Here is a 15,225-nt window from a genome sequence, read left to right on the forward strand (position 1 = left end):
TTCTCCGTCAGGGCATGTTCCGGCCCAATGACCAAAGATTCGGAAAGTCTCTTCGGCGCGCTGTTCGATACGCCGCCCGTGGCTCGCGTTGTTCCGGTTCTGGTGCCGCTGCCGGTGCCGGAAGCCTACAGCTATGCGGTGCCAGAGGGCATGGCCGTTGAACCTGGTTCTGTCGTTCAGGTTCCTGTCGGTCCTCGTCAACACATTGGTGTTGTGTGGGAAGGGGGCGATGCCCAGGCCGTTGATCCGAAAAAGCTTAGACCCATCACGCTGGTTTTCGATTGTCCGCCGCTGACCGCAGAAATGCGCAGTTTCATTGAGTGGGTTTCTTCCTACACGCTTTCACCGCCCGGACTTGTGGCGCGAATGGCCATTCGTGCGCCTGCAGCGCTGGAACCGGAACCCATGGTGGAGGCCTTGCGCTATGCCGGGGGAGAGCCCGATCGCTTGACGCCGGCGCGTGCGCGGGTTCTGGATGTGGTGAAGGAGGATGTTCCCTGGACCCGCAGCGGCCTTGCGCATGCCGCGGGTGTCTCTCTCAGCGTTGTGGATGGTCTGGTGAAACAGGGTCTGTTCGAGACCGTCTTCCTGCCGCCGCCGCCCTTTGTGGCCCGGCCGGACCCGGATTACACGCTGCCGCGCATTGAAGGTCCGCAAAAGCAGGCGGCATCGGAAATTGTTGAAACGGTCGAGGCGGGTGTTTTTGCCGCTTCTCTTATCGATGGCGTTACAGGTTCCGGAAAAACGGAAGTCTATTTCGAGGCCATTGCGGAGGCATTGCGCCGCGGCAAGCAGGTTCTGATTCTCCTGCCGGAAATTGCACTCACCGCCAGCTTTCTGGAGCGATTCGAAGCGCGTTTCGGTGCAAAGCCCGCCGAATGGCATTCCGATCTTCCGCCGCGTGCGCGGGAAAAGGTATGGCGGGGCGTGGTGACCGGCGAGATCCGCGTGGTGGCCGGTGCGCGTTCAGCGCTGTTTCTGCCCTTTGAGGAGCTTGGCCTCATTATCGTCGATGAGGAGCACGATCCTGCCTACAAGCAGGAGGATCGCATCTTCTACAATGCGCGGGATATGGCAGTCGTGCGTGCCAGAATCGGTAATTTTCCGATTGTCCTCGTATCGGCCACCCCATCGGTCGAAAGCCAGGTGAATGGCCAGACCGGACGCTATCACCTCGTGCATCTTCCCACGCGCTATGGCGATGCGGCCATGCCGGACCTGCATCTTGTGGATATGCGCAGGCACCCGCCGGAAAGAGGCGGCTTCCTTTCGCCGGTCATGCTGCGGGCCGTGGCCAAGACCGTCGAGAAGGGGCAGCAGGCGCTGCTCTTCCTCAACCGCCGCGGCTATGCACCGCTCACCCTGTGCCGTGTCTGCGGGCATCGCTTCCAATGCCCGCAGTGCTCGAGCTGGCTGGTGGAGCATCGCTTCCGCAACCAGATCCAGTGCCATCAATGCGGATATTCTGAACGCACTCCGGAAGCCTGCCCGGAATGCGGTACGTTCGATCATCTGGTGGCCTGCGGGCCGGGTGTGGAACGAATTGCGGAAGAGGTGGAGCGACACTTCCCGCAAGCGCGCACCATCATCATGTCATCCGACCTGCTGGGTGGTGTGAAGCGGATGCGGCTGGAGCTGGAGGCCATCGCCAATGGCGAGGCGGATATCGTGATCGGCACGCAGCTGGTGGCAAAGGGCCACAACTTTCCGCTCATGACACTGGTTGGCATTGTCGATGCAGATCTGGGGCTTGCAAACGGCGATCCGCGAGCGGCGGAACGGACCTTTCAGCTTCTCAGCCAGGTGACAGGACGCGCCGGGCGCACAGGCTTGAAAAGCCACGGGCTCCTGCAAACATACCAGCCGCAGCATCCGGTCATGCAGGCCATCGTTTCCGGCGATGCGTCTGCCTTTTACGAGCGTGAGATCGGCGAGCGGGAAAAGGCGCTTCTGCCGCCTTTCGGCCGTCTGGCTTCGCTGATCGTTTCCGCCGATTCGCGCGGCGATGCCGAAGCCCATGCGCGTGGCTTGAGGGCGGCGGCACCCAAGGTCTCCGGCATCAGCGTTCTTGGCCCAGCGGAAGCGCCGCTTGCGCTTGTTCGCGGGCGCCATCGCTTCCGTCTTCTTGTGCATGGACGCAAGAACAGCGACATGCAGGCCTATCTGCGCACCATGCTGGCGGCAGGCCCCAAGGCGCGCGGAAGTGTGCATGTGCAGCTGGATGTCGATCCCCAAAGCTTTCTTTGAAAAGGCAAGCATCTCCTGATATCCCGCTGGCCGAATGATTCGCATGTGGACGAACAGATCGAGGTTAAGGCGATGGAGCTTTATTTTCCCACCGAACTGCCGGAACAGCTGGCTTACTTCGGAGCGGTGCTTCTGGCGCTTGTCGGCCTCTTCCAGCTTGTTTTGCCCTCCAGCGCCCTGCGATTTGCAGGCTTCAGCGTGGGCCAGATTACACCGGAAGGCTACGGGGCGACACGCTCCCACGGCGGCATGCAGCTCGGCCTGGCATTGGCGGCGCTTTTCCTGGCGCAGGACTGGACCTATCTCGCACTCGGCGTTTCCGTGGCGGTCGGCCTTTTCGGTCGCCTGCTGTCACTCATGTTTGATCGCGGCCTGACAATCCGCAATACGCTTCTCGCACTGCTTCAAATGGTCATTGCCGGTCTGCCGCTTGGCTATGTTCTCGGCTATTTCTGAGAAATTGCCGGACGCTCGCACGCTATCTTGCATTGAAGCAATTTCTTTAAAAGCAATGAAATCGTTTGAAGGCCTTGCCAGTCAGGCGATTTGACCCTTCCGCGTGTTGCGCGTCCCCATCTCCTATGCTAGACGAACCGCGAATTTCGGAGAACGGCGGAGGGGGGCCTCTGGCCGTATTGAGAAAAAGAAGCAAATTCAAGCGCTTGTCTGAAGTCCGAAAACGGGCCGGTTGCTTGGATAGAAATCAGGGAATTTGTGCCCGTGGCAGACACATCCCATCGGACCTCCGGCGTGGCAGAACGCTACGCAATTTCGCTCTTCGAGCTTACGCTTGAAGCCAACGCGATTGACTCCGTGCGCGGGGATCTTGACCGTTTTCAGGCAATGATAAACGAGAGCGATGATCTCAAGCGTCTGATCTCAAGCCCTGTCTTCTCTTCGGAGGATCAGGCGCGTGCGGTCGCTGCGCTTTGCGCGAAGGCAGGTATTTCCGGTCTCGTTGCAAACTTTCTGAAGGTCGTTGCGGGCAATCGCCGCCTTTTCGCCTTGCCAGGCATGATCACCGCATTCCGCGCTGTTGTCGCCCAGCATAAGGGTGAGATGACCGCGCAGGTTCGCACGGCACATGCGCTCACTCCGGCGCAGGAAGATGAACTGAAATCGACGCTGAAGGGCGTAACGGGCAAGAGTGTCGCTCTCGATGTTACTGTTGATCCGTCGATCCTGGGTGGCTTGATCGTCAAGGTCGGTTCTCGCCAGATCGATACGTCTCTTCGCACCAAACTTTCCACGCTTAAGCTTGCACTGAAAGAGGTTGGCTGATGGATATCCGCGCCGCGGAAATTTCCGCAATTCTCAAAGATCAAATCAAGAACTTCGGCCAGGAGGCTGAGGTTTCCGAAGTCGGCCAGGTTCTTTCCGTAGGTGACGGTATTGCCCGTGTTTACGGTCTGGATAATGTTCAGGCTGGTGAGATGGTCGAGTTCCCAGGCGGTATCCGCGGTATGGCGCTCAACCTTGAAGCCGATAACGTCGGTGTCGTTATCTTCGGTTCCGACCGCGACATCAAGGAAGGCGACACCGTCAAGCGTACGGGTGCAATCGTGGACGTTCCGGTTGGTCCGGAACTGCTGGGCCGCGTTGTTGACGCTCTCGGCAATCCGATCGACGGCAAGGGTCCGATCAACGCATCCCGCCGTGCGCGCGTTGACGTGAAGGCTCCTGGCATCATTCCGCGCAAGTCGGTTCATGAGCCCATGTCGACCGGCCTCAAGGCTATCGACGCACTGATCCCGGTTGGCCGTGGCCAGCGCGAGCTTGTGATCGGCGACCGCCAGACCGGCAAGACCGCCATCATTCTCGACAGCTTCCTCAACCAGAAGCCGATCCACGACAATGGTCCGGAAAACGACAAGCTTTTCTGCGTCTACGTTGCTATCGGGCAGAAGCGTTCCACTGTTGCCCAGTTTGTTAAGGTTCTGGAAGAGCGTGGCGCTCTGCAGTACTCCATCGTTGTGGCGGCAACCGCTTCCGATCCGGCCCCGATGCAGTATCTCGCACCGTTTGCCGGCTGCGCCATGGGTGAGTACTTCCGTGACAACGGCCAGCATGCCCTGATTGCTTACGACGATTTGTCCAAGCAGGCTGTTGCCTACCGTCAGATGTCGCTCCTGCTGCGCCGCCCGCCGGGCCGCGAAGCTTATCCGGGCGACGTTTTCTATCTGCATTCGCGTCTTCTGGAGCGCGCTGCCAAGCTCTCCGACGAGCGCGGCGCTGGTTCCTTGACGGCTCTGCCGGTTATCGAAACCCAGGGTAACGACGTTTCTGCCTTTATTCCGACCAACGTGATCTCGATCACCGACGGTCAGATCTTCCTTGAAACGGACCTCTTCTACCAGGGTATCCGCCCGGCCGTTAACGTCGGTCTGTCGGTTTCCCGCGTTGGTTCTGCCGCGCAGATCAAGGCGATGAAGCAGGTTGCCGGTTCGATCAAGGGTGAGCTTGCCCAGTATCGTGAAATGGCCGCCTTCGCACAGTTTGGTTCCGACCTCGATGCCTCGACACAGCGCCTGCTGAACCGTGGTGCACGTCTGACCGAACTTCTGAAGCAGCCGCAGTTCTCGCCGCTCAAGACGGAAGAGCAGGTTGCGGTGATCTTCGCTGGCGTCAATGGCTACCTCGACAAGCTGCCTGTCAACCAGGTTGGCAAGTACGAGCAGGCACTGCTCGCTTACCTCCGCAATGACGGCAAGGCTATCCTCGATGCCATCCGCACGGAGAAGCAGCTCTCTGACGACACACGCGCAAAGCTGAAGTCGGCGCTGGATAACTTCGCCAAGACTTTCGCCTGAACGGATAAGCTCAAGGACCGATAACGGATGCCTTCACTTAAGGATCTGAAAAACCGGATCGCCTCCGTCAAGGCGACGCAGAAAATCACCAAGGCGATGAAAATGGTCGCTGCGGCGAAGCTGCGCCGTGCGCAAGAGGCAGCCGAAGCGGCTCGCCCTTACGCGGAACGGATGGACCGTGTTCTTGCTGGTCTCAGCGCCGCCTCTGCCAATAGTGCAGAGGCTCCGCTGCTCCTGACCGGCACGGGCAAGGAACAGACCCATCTTCTCATCGTCGCCACGGGCGAGCGCGGCCTGGCGGGGGGCTTCAACTCCTCGATCATCCGTCTGGCCCGCGACCATGCGCTGAAGCTTTTGTCGGAAGGCAAGACCGTCAAGATCCTGACCGTTGGCCGCAAGGGCAACGATATCCTGCGCCGCAGCTTCCGCGAGAACATCGTGGACTACGTCACATTCCGCGAAGTCAAGCAGCTCGGCTTCGTGCAGGCTAATGAAGTGGCCCAGAAGGTTCTGGCTCTCTTCAATGCTGGTGAATTCGACGTCGCCACGCTGTTCTATGCACGCTTTGCATCTGTGATCTCGCAGGTGGCAACGGCGCAGCAGATCATTCCGGCGAAGTTCGATCAGGCGGAAGTGCCTGCAACGACTGCGCTTTATGAATATGAGCCGAGCGAACAGGAAATCCTGGAGGACTTGCTGCCGCGCAATATCGCGGTACAGATCTTCCGCGCTCTGCTGGAAAACAACGCTTCCTTCTACGGCGCGCAGATGTCCGCAATGGACAACGCGACACGCAATGCTGGCGACATGATCAACAAGTTGACGCTGTCCTACAACCGCCAGCGTCAGGCGCAGATCACGAAGGAACTCATCGAAATCATTTCGGGCGCGGAAGCGCTCTAAGGAACAAAGAGGGTAAGAATCATGGCTATCGCAACGGGCTCGTCCCTCGGCAAGGTGACCCAGGTTATCGGCGCCGTCGTTGACGTCGCATTTGATGGCGACCTTCCGCCAATCCTGAACGCGCTTGAGACGGACAACAACGGCAACCGCCTCGTTCTGGAAGTCGCTCAGCACCTCGGTGAAAACCAGGTCCGCACCATCGCCATGGACTCGACCGAAGGTCTGGTTCGCGGCCAGCCGGTCAAGGACATGGGTGCGCCGATCTCCGTTCCGGTCGGTGACCAGACGCTCGGCCGTATCATGAACGTTATCGGTGAGCCGGTTGACGAAGCCGGTCCGCTGGACACGTCCACGCTGCGCTCGATCCACCAGGAAGCTCCGGCCTATGTCGAGCAGTCGACAGAAGGTCAGATCCTCGTCACCGGCATCAAGGTTGTTGACCTGCTCGCACCTTACGCAAAGGGCGGCAAAATCGGCCTCTTCGGCGGTGCAGGCGTTGGCAAAACCGTTCTGATCATGGAATTGATCAACAACGTTGCCAAGGCGCACGGCGGTTACTCGGTATTCGCTGGCGTTGGCGAGCGTACGCGTGAAGGTAACGACCTCTATCACGAAATGATCGAGTCCGGCGTTAACAAGCATGGCGGTGGCGAAGGCTCCAAGGCAGCCCTCGTTTACGGCCAGATGAACGAGCCTCCGGGTGCGCGTGCACGCGTTGCTCTGACCGGTCTGACGATCGCTGAAGACTTCCGTGACAAGGGTCAGGACGTTCTGTTCTTCGTGGACAACATCTTCCGCTTCACGCAGGCAGGTTCCGAAGTGTCGGCTCTGCTCGGCCGTATCCCGTCCGCCGTTGGTTATCAGCCGACGCTCGCAACGGACATGGGTGCCATGCAGGAGCGCATCACCACGACGACGAAGGGTTCGATCACTTCGGTTCAGGCTATTTACGTTCCGGCCGACGACTTGACCGACCCGGCTCCGGCCACATCGTTCGCCCACCTCGACGCAACGACGGTTCTGTCCCGTTCGATCGCTGAAAAGGGTATCTACCCGGCTGTTGACCCGCTCGACTCCACTTCGCGTATGCTTGACCCGATGGTTGTCGGCGAAGAGCACTACGAAGTGGCTCGTAAGGTTCAGACGACTCTGCAGCGCTACAAGTCGCTTCAGGACATCATCGCCATCCTCGGTATGGACGAACTGTCCGAAGAGGACAAGATGACTGTTGCCCGCGCCCGTAAGATCGAGCGCTTCCTGTCGCAGCCGTTCTTCGTTGCCGAAGTCTTCACCGGTTCGCCGGGCAAGCTGGTTTCGCTCGAAGACACGATCAAGGGCTTCAAGGGCCTGGTCAACGGCGAGTACGACCATCTGCCGGAAGCAGCCTTCTACATGGTGGGTTCGATCGACGAAGCCATCGAAAAGGCAAAGAAGCTGGCAGCTGCCGCTTAATTCCACTGAGAGAGGGCGCGCGGTTATCGCGCGCCGCTCCGTCCTGCATAACGCCCAGAGAAGTGGACCGTCATGGCCGACTCTTTCGATTTTGAACTGGTATCGCCCGAGCGCCTTCTCGTTTCCGAAAAGGTGACGGAAGTCATCATTCCGGCAACGCTGGGTGAGATGACCGTGCTGGCGAAGCACGCGCCAGCGATGACGACCATCAAGCCAGGTGTCTTGACGGTTAAACTCGCTTCTGGCGAGACGCGCAAATATGTCGTTTTCGGTGGTTTTGCCGATATTCTGCCAACCGGTTGCACGGTCTTGGCCGAGTCTGCGGTTGCCAAGGAAGAGGCAAGCCGCGATTTGTTCCAGGCCCGTATCGACGCTCTGCGCGCCGATATTTCGGATGCGCCGACGGATGAGCATCGCACCAAGCTTGAGCATATGCTGTCCGAGTTGACGCATCTCAACCAGAATGTTCTGCCGGGTTGATCCCTGCCAGACTGATTTTGAAAACGGCGACCGAGAGGTCGCCGTTTTGCGTTTTCGGCACGCTATCGATTGATCTTGATCAGTATCGGGTTCTTCTGGATAGGAGAGCATTTCCGCCTAGATCGGAATCATCTGAAACGCCTTAGTACCTGTTATGGCGCAATGCGGACGCAATACCGCTGACGGACCATTGCTCGACTGGTTCTCTGGTCACTTCAGTTCATTGATGACAGATCACAGCCGTCTTGCAGGCATTGGATAGGTTGAAGGAGAGGGTGGCATGAAGGTTGGTATCGTGGGCGCCGGAATGGTCGGTAGCTCAGCCGGATTCGCGCTTGCCTTGTCAGGCACAGCCACTGAAATCGTGTTGGTGGACGTTAATGAGAAGCTGGCCGTGGCGCAGGCGCAGGACATTGCCCATGCGACGCCCTTTCATTCCGCCACCAAGGTCAGCGCAGGCGATTACGATGCGCTGCGGGGTGCGGGCATTGTCATTCTGGCGGCCGGAGTGAACCAGAAGCCGGGAGAAACGCGTTTGGCGCTGCTGGAGCGCAATGCAGCCGTATTTCGGCAGGTGGTGGCATCTGTACTTGCGGCGGCGCCTGATGCAATTCTTCTGGTGGCTGCCAATCCCGTGGATGTGATGACAGACATTGCGGCACGGATTTCGGGTTTGCCGCCGGAGCGGGTCATAGGCTCGGGCACAATTCTGGATACGGCGCGTTTTCGAAGCCTCATCGGGCGCCACCTCGGCATTTCGCCGCAATCGGTACATGCCTATGTTCTGGGTGAACACGGTGACAGCGAGGTGCTGGCCTGGTCGAATGCACGCGCCGGCTCGGTTTCGGTGGATGACTTTGCCGCGCAAATCGGCCGGCCGATTGACGAGACAGTGCGGGCGCGTATCGATGATGACGTGCGCAACGCTGCCTACCGGATCATCGAAGGCAAGGGATCGACCTATTATGGCATCGGCGGCGGGCTGTCGCGGATCGTCAAGGCGATCGTACTCGATCAACACGCCATACTGTCAGTTTCAATACGCACGGATCGCGTCGAGGGTGTTGAACATGTCACACTCTCTCTGCCACGTGTTGTGGGGCGGGCGGGAGTCATCACGACCCTTCACCCTGAATTGACGCCGGCGGAGAGGGTCGCCTTGCAGCGGAGCGCCGCCTTGCTTCTGGATACCGCCTCAGCTGTTCAGGTCTCGAGCATTTTCGATGCAAACGGAAGCGTTTGAATTCCTCTGTCACCGTGTTTGAGCCGGTCCGGCTGCAAAACGGTAACGCCATTTTGCTAGACATGTTGAGGGGGGTAGGCTCCTCCGCCGTCTTTTGTCAGAATCGCATATGGGCCGATGTGCAGCGCCCGAAGTCTCTCGCCCGCCGGTAACCGCAGGTCGCCGCTGGACGTATCAGCGAGAGGGTAGCCGGTCGGTAGTCAGCCGATAATGCAGTCCGGCGGGTTCGTAGCTGATCCTGGCTGTTCCGGCGAAATCATGCGCTACCACCCTTTCCATCAGAGTGGTGCCAAAACCGCGTCGCTGCGGAGGAGAGACGGGCGGTCCGCCTTGCTCCTGCCAAGTGAGTTCGAACGCGCCTTCGTCGGTGAAGGACCAGAAAATTGCAATCGTGCCCCCGTCTCGCGAAAACGCCCCATATTTGATGGCGTTGGTGGCCAATTCGTTCACGGCGAGTGAGAGCGAGAGCGCAGGCTTTTCTGCCAGTGAGATGTCGGGTCCCTCCATCCGCATTCTTCCGGTGCCACTGCGATGCGGCGCAAGTGCGGCTTCAATGACGTGCCGGATGGGCACGCTTCCCTTGCTCGCTTCGGTGACCACGGCATGTGCGGCGGCAAGCGTGGCGAGACGTTGCAGAAGCAAGGCGCGAATTTCGCCAAGGGGGCGCTCCACCCTGAGCGTCTGGCTGACAATGGAATTCACCGTTGCGAACATATTTTTCATGCGGTGCTGGAGCTCCGCATTCATCAGGTGCATGCGCCGCTCGGCTTCCACACGGGCCGTGGTTTCCACCACAGTATCGAGGATCCCCGCAACACGGCCTTCATCATCAAATAGCGGACTATAGCAGAAGGTGAAATAGGCTTCCTCCGAGAAGCCGTTTCGCTCAACGGTGAGGGCGAAATCTTCAATGAAGGTAGGTTCGCCCCCATAGGCCTTTGCTGCAATGGGTTGAAGGCTTGGCCAGACCTCGGCCCAGACTTCGGAGAAGGGGCGTCCCATCGCCTCTGCCTTCTGGCCAAGCAAGGGCCTGAATGCGTCGTTATAAATGGTTGTCATGTCCCGGCCCCAGATCACGGCTGCCGGGAAACTTGAATTGAGAATGTTTGCGACGGCGGTTCTGAGTGAGATCGGCCAGGTCTCGAGGTGTCCGAGCGGCGTTTGGCTCCAATCGTAATCCAGCACCAAACGCGCAGATTGCCCGGATACCTGAAGAAAAGGAACGCTTTGTTGGGTGGCCACCGTCTACTCCCTCACTCATCCGCAAGGCGACCACTGCTGAACGCCTTGCAGAAGAGAAGGTAGGGTCGGATCCGGCTTAGGCAATTTCCTGCAGCGCCGATTCCACGCGTGCTCTCTGATCCGCCGTGAGTTTAAGGCCAAGTTTGGTTCGGCGCCAAAGCACATCTTCTGCGGTTCTTGCCCATTCGTGCTGCACCAGATAGCGCAACTCTGCGGCATGGAAGCCAGCGCCGAAATCTTCGCCAAGATCAGCGGAGCTTTTGGCCGAACCCAGGATGATGCGCGCCTTCGTGCCATAGGTGCGGATCAGGCGGTCCGCATGCGGCTGGCTGAGGAAGGGATAGTCCGCCTTGAGTTTCTTGATCTCTGCGTCACGCCCCTGCACCGGAAAATCGCCGCCGGGCAGGTGGCTCTTCGCCGTCCATGCGGGGCCCTTGGCGCCAATCGTCTCACCGATTTTTTCCAGCGCATGTTCGGCCAGACGACGATAGGTCGTCAGCTTGCCACCGAAGATGTTGAGAATGGGAGCCTCATTCTGCTCACCCTCGACCTTCAATACGTAATCGCGCGTGGCTTCCTGGGCCTTGGATGCGCCGTCATCATAGAGCGGACGTACGCCGGAATAGGTCCAGACAATATCCTGCTGCGTGACGGGGCTTGCGAAATACTCGCTGGCTGCGTTGCACAGATAATCGATTTCGCTCTGGGTGATGGCAACGTCCTTCGCGTCGCCCTGATAATCCTGATCGGTTGTGCCGATCAGGGTGAAATCGTCCTCGTAGGGAATGGCGAAGATGATCCGGTTGTCCGGGTTCTGGAAGAAATAGGCGCGTGAGCCTTCGAATTTCTTGCGAACGACAATATGGCTGCCTTGCACGAGGCGCACGCTGGCGCGGCGATTATCGCCTGTCGAGGCGATGACGCGGTCCACCCAGGGGCCAGCGGCATTGACCAGCATGCGCGCCTTCCGCGTCAGGCTTTTGCCGGACATCTGATCGTGAAGCTCCACGCTCCACAAACCATTTTCCCGTCTGGCGGAAACGACCTTGTGGCGTGGCAGGATCTCCGCGCCCCGATCGGCAGCGTCGCGCGCATTCAGAACCACCATGCGGGCATCGTCCACCCAGCCATCGGAATATTCGAAGGCGGTGGAAAACAGCGGCTTCAGAGCCTTGCCGGCGGGATCCTTGCGCAGGTCGAGCGTTTTCGTCGCAGGCAGGAGTTTACGGCCGCCCAGATGATCGTAAAGAAACAGGCCCAGGCGGATCAGCCAGGCGGGGCGGATGCCGCCCTTCTGAAAGGGCAGAACGAAGCGCAGCGGCCAGATGATGTGAGGTGCCATGGCCCAAAGCACTTCGCGCTCCATCAGTGCTTCCCGAACCAGGCGAAATTCATAGTATTCGAGATAGCGAAGCCCGCCGTGAATAAGCTTGGTCGCGCGGGAGGACGTGCCGGAGGCAAAATCATCCATCTCGGCCAGGGTGACCGAATAGCCGCGCCCTACCGCATCGCGCGCGATACCGCAGCCATTGATGCCGCCCCCGATTACCAGGATGTCCACCGGACTTTCGCCTGCCACGTCTGTCTCCATGTCTCCTCCGCCATTGCGAAGGTTTGTTTCACGCTGTCATATAGGATGGTTTTCTTCTTTAGCGAAAATTGCCGCTCATCGGCAAATACGAAAACGGTTTCAAAGGGATCATCCCGGCACTATCTTTTGGTTTGGTGTCGGGTTTGCCTCGGCTTTGGGGGAGAGGTTATGATCGACAAGCTGGAATTCTTCATTGCGCTGGCGGGTGCCAGTCATTTCGGACGCGCCGCAGAAGAGTGCGGCGTTTCCCAGCCGACGCTTTCTGCCGCCATCCGCCAGCTGGAGGATCAGCTCGGGGTCGTTCTCGTGGTCAGGGGTTCGCGATATCAGGGGCTGACGCCTGAAGGGCAGCGCGTGCTGGAATGGGCAAGAAGGATTGTCGGCGATACACGGACGATGCGCGAGGAAATGCGCGCCGCCCGCAAGGGTCTCGCTGGCCACATCCGCATTGCCGTGATCCCGACGGCCCTTGCCATGGTGCCGCGTCTGACAGAGCCGTTCCAGGCGCGCCATCCGGCGGTTACCTTTTCGGTCACCTCGCGCACATCGCTGCAGGTGCTCAGCCAGCTGGAAAATCTCGAGATCGACGCGGGGATTACCTATCTCGATAACGAACCGCTCGGGCGGGTAACCACCGTTCCGCTCTATTCGGAACGCTACCATCTGATCGCAGCCGCAGGAACGCCCCTTGCGGATCAGGAATCGGTCACCTGGAAAGAAGTCTCGGCTCTTCGGCTTTGTCTATTGACTTCCGACATGCAGAACCGACGGATTATCAACAAGCACATGGCGGAAGCCGGCGTCTGGGCCAAGCCCACGCTGGAATCCAATTCGATGATTGTGCTCTTCTCGCATATCCGCACCGGTCAATGGGCCTCGATCATGCCCCGCAACGTCGCAGAATCCTTCGGATTTTCCGAGCAGATCCGCATGATTCCAATCACGGAGCCGGATGCCGAGCATCTGGTGGGACTTGTCGCAACCCATCGTGAGCCGCACACGCCTTTGGTCTCGGCGCTTCTTCATGAGGCGCGACTGCGAGCGGCAGCCTCGGATTTTGATAGAAATTTCCTATCGACCGACGGAAAGCCGTTATTGACCTAGTGCTCGGATTTTCGCCATCCTTCACAAAAGGCAAATCTGACCGACCGGCGGAAAAGCCTTCTGCGGAAGATTGGCTTGCCTGATGGAATGCCCGGTCGGTTTGGGAGGACTGGCTCATGAACATTCGTGCGGTTGCCGTAGACGAGGCAACACGTGTTTCCGAAATCGTCGAAGACTGTCGGCAGCTGGAAGGCCCGCTTCTGCCCATCCTGCATCGCGTGCAGGAGGAGTTCGGCTATATTCCTGAACAGGCAAAGCAGGTGATTGCGAAGGCGTTGAACCTTTCGCGCGCTGAAGTGCACGGCGTTGTGACCTTTTACCATGATTTTCGCGATCATCCCGCCGGGCGCCACAGCCTAAAGCTCTGTCGTGCAGAGGCCTGCCAGTCCATGGGCTGCGATGCGCTGGCAGAGCAGGTGAAGGCCAGCCTTGGCATAGGTTGGCATGAAACGACCCCGGATGGTGCCGTGACACTCGAGCCCGTCTATTGCCTGGGGCTATGCGCCTCCGCGCCCGCTGCCATGCTGGATGGCGAGATTTACGCGCGTGTGGATGAAGACTGTCTCACCGAAATGCTGGCGGAGGTGCGCAAATGAGCGTCACTGTATTCGTTCCTCGCGATGCTGCCGCACTGGCTGTCGGCGCGGACAAGGTTGCCGCTGCGATTGCGCGTGAGGCAGAGGCTCGGGGAGAGGATGTGCGGATCGTTCGTAACGGTTCGCGCGGCATGCTCTGGCTCGAGGTTCTGGTGGAAGTGCGAACGGAAAAAGGCCGCATGGCCTATGGTCCGGTGCGCGCTGCCGATGTGGCTTCGCTGTTCGATGCGGGTTTCCTCACCGGCGCCGATCATCCGCTGGGGCATGGTCTCACCAAGGAAATTCCCTTCCTCAAGGGGCAGACCAGGCTCACATTTGCGCGCTGCGGCGTTACCGATCCTCTGTCGCTGGAAGATTACCGCCATTATCAGGGCCTGAAGGGTCTGGAAAAGGCCATTGCTCTCTCTCCCGCCGAGATCGTGGCGCAGGTTACGCAGAGCGGCCTGCGCGGACGTGGTGGCGCTGGCTTTCCAACCGGCATCAAGTGGAAGACGGTTGCGGATGCCAAGGCCGATCAGAAATACATCGTCTGCAATGCCGATGAAGGCGATAGCGGCACCTTTGCCGATCGCATGATCATGGAGGGGGATCCCTTCGTGCTGATCGAGGGCATGGCGATTGCCGGTATCGCCGTGGGTGCCACCAAGGGTTACGTCTATACGCGCTCCGAATATCCGCATGCGATTGCCGTCATGCAGGAAGCTATTGAAATCGCACGCCGGGATGGCATTCTCGGTGCCTCCGTACTGGGTTCGCCCTATGCCTTCGACATGGAAGTGCGGGTTGGGGCTGGCGCCTATGTGTGCGGCGAGGAGACCTCGCTTTTGAACAGCCTTGAGGGCAAGCGCGGCGTGGTGCGGGCAAAGCCGCCGCTTCCGGCGCTACAGGGCCTTTTCGGCAAGCCCACGGTCGTCAACAATGTCATGTCCCTGGCATCGATCCCGGTCATTCTGGACCGCGGGCCGGAATTCTATCGCGATTTCGGCGTTGGTCGCTCCCATGGCACGATCCCGATCCAGCTTGCAGGCAATCTCAAGCATGGCGGCCTGTACGAGACAGCATTCGGTCTGCCTCTCGGGCAGCTTGTGAATGAAATCGGTGGCGGTACCATTTCCGGTCGTCCCGTAAAGGCCGTTCAGGTGGGTGGCCCCCTGGGCGCCTATTTCCCACCATCGCTCTTCGATACGATTTTCGATTACGAGGCCTTCACGGCTGCTGGCGGTTTGATCGGCCATGCCGGTGTCGTCGTCTTCGATGACAGCGTGGACATGCTGAAGCAGGCACGTTTTGCGATGGAATTCTGCGCGGTGGAAAGTTGCGGAAAGTGCACGCCCTGCCGCATCGGCTCCACCCGTGGCGTCGAAGTGGTGGACAGGATCGCCCGTGGCATCGAGCCGGAGAAGAACAAGGTGCTGCTGGAAGATCTCTGCAACACCATGAAGTTCGGCTCGCTTTGCGCGCTCGGCGGCTTCACGCCCTATCCGGTCATGAGTGCCATGACGCATTTCCCGGAAGATTTTGCACCCACCCCACTTGTTGAAGCGGCGGAGTGATACC

General features: G+C 59.3%; 13 protein-coding genes. 11 read left to right on the forward strand and 2 right to left on the reverse strand.

The genetic code is table 11. The features are described from left to right. Positions 1-27 precede the first annotated feature (27 nt). From ACFSE1_RS13220 to ACFSE1_RS13255, 8 genes are all read left to right on the forward strand, one after another. Positions 28-2,247 (forward strand): primosomal protein N', encoded by a 2,220-nt coding sequence (locus tag ACFSE1_RS13220; protein WP_377402025.1) that lies wholly within the window; start codon positions 28-30, stop codon positions 2,245-2,247. A 45-nt stretch (positions 2,248-2,292) separates the two neighbouring features. Continuing rightward, positions 2,293-2,703 carry an AGROH133_08824 family phage infection protein gene (locus ACFSE1_RS13225; RefSeq protein ID WP_377402028.1) on the forward strand — a complete coding sequence of 137 codons (411 nt, stop codon included), beginning with the start codon at positions 2,293-2,295 and terminating at the stop codon, positions 2,701-2,703. Between the two features lie 258 nt (positions 2,704-2,961). Next, positions 2,962-3,528 carry a F0F1 ATP synthase subunit delta gene (locus tag ACFSE1_RS13230; RefSeq protein ID WP_377402031.1) on the forward strand — a complete coding sequence of 189 codons (567 nt, stop codon included), beginning with the start codon at positions 2,962-2,964 and terminating at the stop codon, positions 3,526-3,528. Next, positions 3,528-5,057: a F0F1 ATP synthase subunit alpha gene (gene atpA, locus ACFSE1_RS13235; protein ID WP_377402034.1), complete on the forward strand. Its 1,530-nt coding sequence runs from the start codon at positions 3,528-3,530 to the stop codon at positions 5,055-5,057. Before ACFSE1_RS13230 ends, atpA begins: the two co-directional genes overlap by 1 nt. A gap of 27 nt (positions 5,058-5,084) precedes the next feature. Further along, entirely contained in the window at positions 5,085-5,960 is an 876-nt protein-coding gene (locus ACFSE1_RS13240; RefSeq protein ID WP_377402037.1) for a F0F1 ATP synthase subunit gamma, read from the forward strand. A gap of 21 nt (positions 5,961-5,981) precedes the next feature. Beyond that, positions 5,982-7,412: a F0F1 ATP synthase subunit beta gene (gene atpD / locus ACFSE1_RS13245; protein WP_377402040.1), complete on the forward strand. Its 1,431-nt coding sequence runs from the start codon at positions 5,982-5,984 to the stop codon at positions 7,410-7,412. Positions 7,413-7,484: 72 nt separating this feature from the next. Then, entirely contained in the window at positions 7,485-7,892 is a 408-nt protein-coding gene (locus tag ACFSE1_RS13250; protein WP_377402043.1) for a F0F1 ATP synthase subunit epsilon, read from the forward strand. Positions 7,893-8,172: 280 nt separating this feature from the next. Further along, entirely contained in the window at positions 8,173-9,135 is a 963-nt protein-coding gene (locus ACFSE1_RS13255; protein WP_377402046.1) for an L-lactate dehydrogenase, read from the forward strand. 174 nt (positions 9,136-9,309) lie between these two features. On the opposite strand, the gene ACFSE1_RS13260 is transcribed toward ACFSE1_RS13255, so the two are convergent. Next, on the reverse strand, positions 9,310-10,377 hold the full coding sequence (locus ACFSE1_RS13260; RefSeq protein ID WP_377402049.1) for an HWE histidine kinase domain-containing protein: 1,068 nt from the start codon (positions 10,375-10,377) through the stop codon (positions 9,310-9,312). A 76-nt stretch (positions 10,378-10,453) separates the two neighbouring features. Then, a complete protein-coding gene (gene glpD / locus ACFSE1_RS13265; protein WP_377402052.1) occupies positions 10,454-11,968 on the reverse strand; it encodes a glycerol-3-phosphate dehydrogenase in 1,515 nt (504 codons plus the stop codon). 168 nt (positions 11,969-12,136) lie between these two features. On the opposite strand from glpD, the gene ACFSE1_RS13270 reads away from it, so the two are divergent. From ACFSE1_RS13270 to ACFSE1_RS13280, 3 genes are all read left to right on the forward strand, one after another. After that, positions 12,137-13,072 (forward strand): LysR family transcriptional regulator, encoded by a 936-nt coding sequence (locus ACFSE1_RS13270; protein WP_377402055.1) that lies wholly within the window; start codon positions 12,137-12,139, stop codon positions 13,070-13,072. Positions 13,073-13,188: 116 nt separating this feature from the next. Continuing rightward, positions 13,189-13,668: a formate dehydrogenase subunit gamma gene (locus ACFSE1_RS13275; RefSeq protein WP_377402058.1), complete on the forward strand. Its 480-nt coding sequence runs from the start codon at positions 13,189-13,191 to the stop codon at positions 13,666-13,668. After that, on the forward strand, positions 13,665-15,221 hold the full coding sequence (locus tag ACFSE1_RS13280) for a formate dehydrogenase beta subunit (RefSeq protein WP_377402061.1): 1,557 nt from the start codon (positions 13,665-13,667) through the stop codon (positions 15,219-15,221). Before ACFSE1_RS13275 ends, ACFSE1_RS13280 begins: the two co-directional genes overlap by 4 nt. Positions 15,222-15,225 lie beyond the last annotated feature (4 nt).

Source organism: Affinirhizobium helianthi, assembly GCF_042680945.1.
In the GTDB taxonomy this organism is placed as follows: Bacteria; Pseudomonadota; Alphaproteobacteria; order Rhizobiales; family Rhizobiaceae; genus Neorhizobium; species Neorhizobium helianthi.